At 57.9% G+C, this 6,139-nt stretch carries 7 protein-coding genes; 6 read left to right on the plus strand and 1 reads right to left on the minus strand.

Features of this window, described 5'->3' with window-relative positions; genetic code table 11:
• Positions 1-32: 32 nt before the first annotated feature.
• From galU to LOH53_RS13250, 5 genes are all read left to right on the plus strand, one after another.
• Positions 33-935 (plus strand): UTP--glucose-1-phosphate uridylyltransferase GalU, encoded by a 903-nt coding sequence (gene galU / locus LOH53_RS13230; RefSeq protein WP_230068223.1) that lies wholly within the window; start codon positions 33-35, stop codon positions 933-935.
• Between the two features lie 3 nt (positions 936-938).
• Positions 939-1,553: a GNAT family N-acetyltransferase gene (locus LOH53_RS13235; RefSeq protein ID WP_230068224.1), complete on the plus strand. Its 615-nt coding sequence runs from the start codon at positions 939-941 to the stop codon at positions 1,551-1,553.
• 197 nt (positions 1,554-1,750) lie between these two features.
• On the plus strand, positions 1,751-2,521 hold the full coding sequence (locus tag LOH53_RS13240) for a hypothetical protein (RefSeq protein WP_230068225.1): 771 nt from the start codon (positions 1,751-1,753) through the stop codon (positions 2,519-2,521).
• 208 nt (positions 2,522-2,729) lie between these two features.
• On the plus strand, positions 2,730-3,017 hold the full coding sequence (locus LOH53_RS13245) for a hypothetical protein (RefSeq protein WP_230068226.1): 288 nt from the start codon (positions 2,730-2,732) through the stop codon (positions 3,015-3,017).
• 587 nt (positions 3,018-3,604) lie between these two features.
• Complete coding sequence (locus tag LOH53_RS13250; protein ID WP_230068227.1) at positions 3,605-3,940, plus strand: hypothetical protein; 336 nt, start codon at positions 3,605-3,607, stop codon at positions 3,938-3,940.
• 67 nt (positions 3,941-4,007) lie between these two features.
• Here LOH53_RS13250 and LOH53_RS13255 read toward each other — a convergent pair whose 3' ends face one another.
• Positions 4,008-5,075: an ABC transporter permease gene (locus tag LOH53_RS13255; RefSeq protein ID WP_230068228.1), complete on the minus strand. Its 1,068-nt coding sequence runs from the start codon at positions 5,073-5,075 to the stop codon at positions 4,008-4,010.
• A gap of 25 nt (positions 5,076-5,100) precedes the next feature.
• On the opposite strand from LOH53_RS13255, the gene LOH53_RS13260 reads away from it, so the two are divergent.
• Positions 5,101-5,760 carry a TetR/AcrR family transcriptional regulator gene (locus tag LOH53_RS13260; RefSeq protein WP_268251175.1) on the plus strand — a complete coding sequence of 220 codons (660 nt, stop codon included), beginning with the start codon at positions 5,101-5,103 and terminating at the stop codon, positions 5,758-5,760.
• The last annotated feature ends 379 nt before the right edge of the window (positions 5,761-6,139 follow it).

Consider the following 6,139-nt stretch of genomic DNA (forward strand, 5'->3'; position numbering starts at 1 on the left):
GAATGGGCGGGTTCGTCCGATAACCTAGGGGCATGACTGAAATATCACGTGTGCGAAAGGCCGTTATTCCTGCGGCCGGCCTGGGGACCCGATTTCTGCCGGCAACGAAGGCGATGCCGAAGGAAATGCTGCCCGTTGTTGACAAACCGGCCATTCAATATGTTGTTCAAGAAGCCGTCAACGCGGGCCTGACCGACGTCTTGATGATTACCGGGCGGAATAAGCGCGCCCTGGAGGATCACTTTGATCGCGTTCCCACCACGGAAGCGCTGCTGGAGGCAAAAGGCGATACCGAACGCTTGGCCGCTATTCAAAAAGCGACTGACCTTGGCGAGATTCATTATGTTCGCCAGGGGGACCCCAAGGGGCTGGGCCACGCAGTGTTGCGTGCCAAGACTCACGTTGGATACGAGCCGTTCGCTGTCCTTCTCGGGGACGACTTGATTGACGAGCGCGACCCTCTGCTGACAACGATGATTGACGTTCAGGCCCGCACGGGTGGCTCTGTAGTGGCGTTGATAGAGGTTCCGCGGGAGAAGATTTCTGCCTATGGCTGCGCTGATATGAGCGTGGTGGAAGGTGAGGACTACGTCCGAGTCAACCACCTTGTGGAAAAACCCGCGGTGGAGGATGCGCCGTCTAATCTGGCCGTGATTGGGCGCTATGTGCTCCACCCGGCAGTCTTCGAGGTACTGGAGAATACGCCTCCGGGACGAGGAGATGAGATTCAGCTCACCGATGCGTTGCAGACCCTTGCCACGATGAAAGGCGAGGGTGGTGGGGTTTACGGGGTTGTGTTCCGTGGACGTCGTTATGACACGGGGGATAAGCTCAGCTACCTCAAGGCAGTGGTGACCTTGGCGTGCGAGAGCGAAGACCTGGGTTCTGACCTGCGCGAATGGCTGGGAGAATTCACAGCCGAACTGCAGAAGTAGCCCATGTGGGGGCAGGCCATTTGGCCCGTCACGCTCGAATCCGGGGACGTCATTTTGCGACCCGTCAGATACCGTGACAGAGCCGAATGGACGCGCGTGCGCGCACGCAATGCCAGCTGGTTGCAGCCGTGGGAAGCCAGTAACCCGGCCAGCCAAGGTGAGCTACCAACTTTTGGCGGAATGGTGCGCTCACTCAACGATCAGGCTCGTATGGCAACTGCGCTGCCGTTCCTCATCACTGAACGGGTACCCATGCAAACGAAACCGGTGATAGTGGGCCAACTGACCGTCTCCTCTATCCTGTGGGGATCGGCCATGATGGCAACGTTGGGGTATTGGGTGGACAAGGATAGGGCAGGACGCGGCATTGTGCCAACAGCCGTTGCGATGGCGACCGATCACTGCTTCTTGAAGCTGGGCCTGCATCGGATGGAAATCAACATCCGTCCGGAAAACGGTCCCAGCCTGCGCGTGGTGGAGAAGCTGGGCTTCCGGGATGAGGGCATGCGGGCCCGCTACTTGCATATCAATGGGGAATGGGCCGATCATCGCAGTTTCGCACTGACGGCCGAAGAAGTGCCAGAAGGCATTCTCCAGCGGTGGCTATCCAACCGGTAGCAACAGATTTCAGTGGCGAAATGCGCAATAATATCCCGCTCTCCTCGCGACACACCGCCAGTAATGCCGGTGGGGACATATTTCCCCTCTAGGGTTGAAACGTAGAGGCGCCAAACCCGGCACTCCCTCGATTTGGTGGCTGATCTAACCACCATGCCGGAGCCGGCACGCCAGACCAGCAGTTGCAGGAGACGTCCATGGAAAGCTTTTCTTCCGACGCACACACTCATGTGGAGCCGGAGCGCTCATCCGTCATGCCCGTCGTTCCCGCACCCTTCACGGTCCGCTGGGACCGCACGGCTTTCGCAGTTCTCGGCCTCGTCGCGCTCCTTACCGCCGGTGTTGCCGGCGGGTTGAGCGTGTTCGGAATGGGGTCCGCCGCTGTGGCGTGGACTGCTCTAGGTGTTTTTATTGCCGTGTTGGCAGGCTTGCGTATGTTGGTCGTCCGCGATCAAGGCCGACGTCGTGCACTTCTCGCGGAAGCCGGAAACAGAGCGACGGCGGATGCGCAGGCCCCTGACGTATCCGGCGCAGGCGATCGCGAAAGCGTACTTTTTGACCGGACCGTGGGTGCAGAACCCGCTCCGACGCAGAAGCCGTTGACCGCTGCGGAGCTGCGCAGCGCTGCACTTCGCGTAGCGGCTCGTGGAGCGGCAGATGCGAAACTGGCGCATACACAAACCCTGGCAGATGGTAGTGCGGAAGCACAGACTTGGGATCCGGTGGAGGTGCCCGTTCCTGGATACGTGACCGCGGCCCGTGCTGCGTCCCAGGCTGAGCCACTGGTAGTTCCTGCTGTACCCAGGTCCGCTGGAACCTCCATCAAAGCCGATCAGGCTGGTATGGGCTTCGCGGTTGCGCAGAATGGAATTGTCGCACCGGTAGTTGTTGAGGGTGGCAAGTCTGAATTCCCCAAGCGCTATGCACTGAACAACCTGGACGATGTCCTTCAGCGCCGTCGCGCATAAAAGGTTTCTTACTGCGCAGCTAGTTCGGATTGCTCGCCAGCGCTGATCGAGTTGTTAGGTTCGCTGGCCTATTCCTCACAGTTTTTGACGGTCGCGGAAATGTCAGCGGGTGGAATTTTCCCTATCGACAGCTGATAGTACTTTAGGATCCCAAGTCGTCTGCACGCGCTCCGGCGGGGGACCGGCTTGCTGGACGGGTTGCCCTCACATGACGTCTGACGAATTGCGTGACTTCCATCGAACGCCGGGTGAGTATTGGCCCACGGTCAATAAAGAAATCATTACGCTCACATTTGAACTTGAAATCAATGACTCGCAGGCTCTGCATCGATTCAATGCACAATACGACTCACCCGCTATCGCCAACGGCCACCTGTTGGCAGCGGACGGACGGGAACAAGTGGTTCGAGCAACAGCAATGGTGGTAGCGAATGCATCTACCGCCCTCAAACTGGAAACGGGGCTCCAGCTGCGGTCAATCACGCACGACGGATAGCCAAACGCAGGCTCTCGATACCATCATCCACTCTCTGGTCAGCTCCCTTCACACTCAAAGAGAATCCCCGCCAACGTTCCGTAAACGGACGTGGAAGGAACCCGAATCCTAGAGAATTTCGTCAGATCGTTGGGCTCGAGTGCCGAATTAGGGTGGGCAGTTCTGGAGTCCGACATAATCCGCATTGAAGCTACAGCTCGCCACCAGAATTCGACGAGTCATTGGCTTTCAGCCGCCGAATCCTAAGGTGGAAGTAGACGGCGGCTACCAAACATACGGCACCGAGACTGAATTGCAGGATACTGCTGAGTTTGAAGGCTTCATGGCTTTCCTGCACCCGAAGCGCAGCGACACCAATACTGGTGACCACAAACCAAATCGATCAGTTCCTACTCGCGGCCAGTCGTTCGGGTCCAAAAGACTTGCGTTGCGTTCGAGTCATGCCTGAGAGTAACAGCCGAACTGGTCAACATCCACGGTTGGGCCACAATGTTTCCGACGGACGGACTGCCCCGGGCGTCCGGTCAGCGTTCCGCTTACGGCGTCCGCTTTAGGAGCGGTCACTGCTCCTTGCGTAAAGTGGTGGGATGTCAATCGCTTTCTGGGTTTGTGCCGTTGTGACCGTGATCAGTTCACTCGTGAGTGGCGGATATGCGCTGGCGGGTTTTCGGTCAGCTACCGTAGAGTCACGCGTTCCATCGATGTATGCCCTTGCGAGAAGTCTGGCGCTCGTCCTCGTGGCCATTGTCGGGTTGTTGAGTTCGTCAATCCCGTTCGTGGCCTCCGCAGCCTTGGCCATGATTGTCGTTCAGGGTCTCGATGCTGTTATCGGAGCGCATATCTCCGATCGACTGAAGACGATAGGTCCCGCGGTTGTGTCTGTAGTCAACGCAGCAGTCCTGATCTGGATGCTGACCACTTGAATCATCCGCCCCAGGCTCCTGTGAGGTGTCCTTGGGTGAACTTGGGTCGGTCTACTTTTGGGGTTGGTTAGGTGTTCGCTATTGCCATCGCTGGTGTGGGTTCGGTATCGAGGGAGTTCTCGATGTGGACGACTTCTTGGTTTCTGAAGTGCCCTACGAGGGTGAATATCACCCCGGCGAGGGTCCATGCCGTCAAGACTAGCCATGGCGCAAGCGTGTTGGTGTCGGGGAAGTAGGACAGGTCTCGCAGCAGGGTTGTGGAGGCGCCGGGGACGAGGAATTGGCCTATGACACCGAAGGGTCCGGGCAGGAACTGCATGGGTGCGGTGGCGGCAGAGATCGGGTTGGCGATCAACATGGTGAGCACTGCACCGATCGGAATTCCAGCCATCCCGATCAAGGCGTTCAAGCCGACAATGAAGGAGCTGGTCCCCAGTAGCGATAAAGCTACTGCCGCGATGTTCAGCGCGATGTTGCCTTGAAAAACGCCGTAGAGTCCCTGCATTACCAGGACAATGATTCCACCCGAGAGGATGGAGTAGAGCGCCAATGCACCGATTCGGCGCCGGTTGCCGACCACCACTAGTGATATCAGGATGCCGCCGATCATTCCGCCAAACGCCAGCGGGAACGCTGCCAAGGTCATCCCGGTACCTTTGGCATCCGTTTCCGCTAGGGGTACGACGTCGGTCACGGTCACTTTGGGTGCTGCGCTCACCGGTTTCCCGGCAGTGACCATGCTCTGGCTGATCTGGAGTTGGAGTTGCGCGGCGACTCCGGTCAAGATCTGACTCACGGCTGTGCCGTTGGCGGAGGCCGTGAGTACCTCGGTAGGGGCGCCGAGTATCACCGCACCATAAACGTCTCTGGTGCGGATCAGTGCCGTTGCTTGATCCTTATCGGCCACTTCGGTGATCGTGAAGGTTCCCGCAGAGTTCTCCTCCAACGCCTTTTCCAGTGCCTGGACTTGTGCAGTGGGACCAGTGACAGCTAAGGGAATGTTCTTGGCGGAGGAGCCGACGCCTGCCCAGGTGAAAGCAAGCAAGACCACCGCGACGATGGCTGCGGCCGCGACGGCGATAACGGCCACACGTGACCACTTGGTGTGCGGCTTAGCCGCAGTAACGATTGACACAGATGAATCCCAACTAGTAAAAAGAATGCTTGTTCTCTATGATGAACTTAGTGGGAGATCCTGTCAAGAACGATCATTCTTTTTTAGGGGAAGTGTGCCGAAGGTAACAGATAGCTACCGTGAAGAGCGGCGTAGGGAAATCGCGGCGGCAGCGTTGCGGTGCTTTGGACGGAAAGGTTTCCAAGGCACTTCAATGGCGGACATTATTGCCGAGTCCGGGCTCTCCGCCGGGGCGATTTACGGGAACTTCAAGAACAAAGACGACCTCATCGACGTTTCCGTTCATGGTGTCTTGGACCGTCTCCTGAAATGGATCGACCCTATAGGCTCGAGCGATCCGATACTAGAACCTCATGAGTTCCTCGCCGCGTTTCTAAGGAACATCCGTCAGGACATCGTCACTGATGGGCTGCTCCTGCAGGTCTGGGCCGAGGCAGTGACTGATCCGGACTTGCGCCCCATGGTCGCCGAAACACTGACCGAGATCAAGGCAGTCTTCGCCAGCTACCTCACCCACTGGTACACCCAGACCCGCGGACTTCCAACCGAAGCAGCCTCCGAGAAAGCGGACAAGTACGCCCCGGTATTGCTGGGCACGTGCCAGGGCTTCCTGGTCCAATCCGCAATCGTCCCCGACTTCAACACCGAAGGATATCTCGCCGGACTCAGCATGATCGCACTCTAACAACCCCTTCTCGGATGTGTCGTGACAGCCGACGCGCCTAACACACGGTGAGCAGAGATCTGCCGTTCAGCAAACCTTTGTCCAATGATCCCTTGGCTAGCTTCACGGCAGGGATGGTGCGGATGTTGCTCTAAGGAGGTTCCGAGACTCGTTGCTTTCCGAATGCTGGCAACTGACGGGTCGAGCTTAGACGGGACCACCTCATCCCACTGTCCCGCAGAGCTTTCGGCTGGCGGCCACGGAGATTTGTGAAGATTAGGTAGGAGATTTTGAACAAAGGACGGCATCTCTGCGGGCCACCCGTTCAGAAAGCGCGTCCAAGGTCTCCTTGTCAGGCTCTTCGTAATTAGGCATGGTTGGTGGGTTTGATCCGGTACGG

This window comes from Arthrobacter cryoconiti (genome assembly GCF_020905375.1).
GTDB lineage: Bacteria > Actinomycetota > Actinomycetes > Actinomycetales > Micrococcaceae > Specibacter > Specibacter cryoconiti.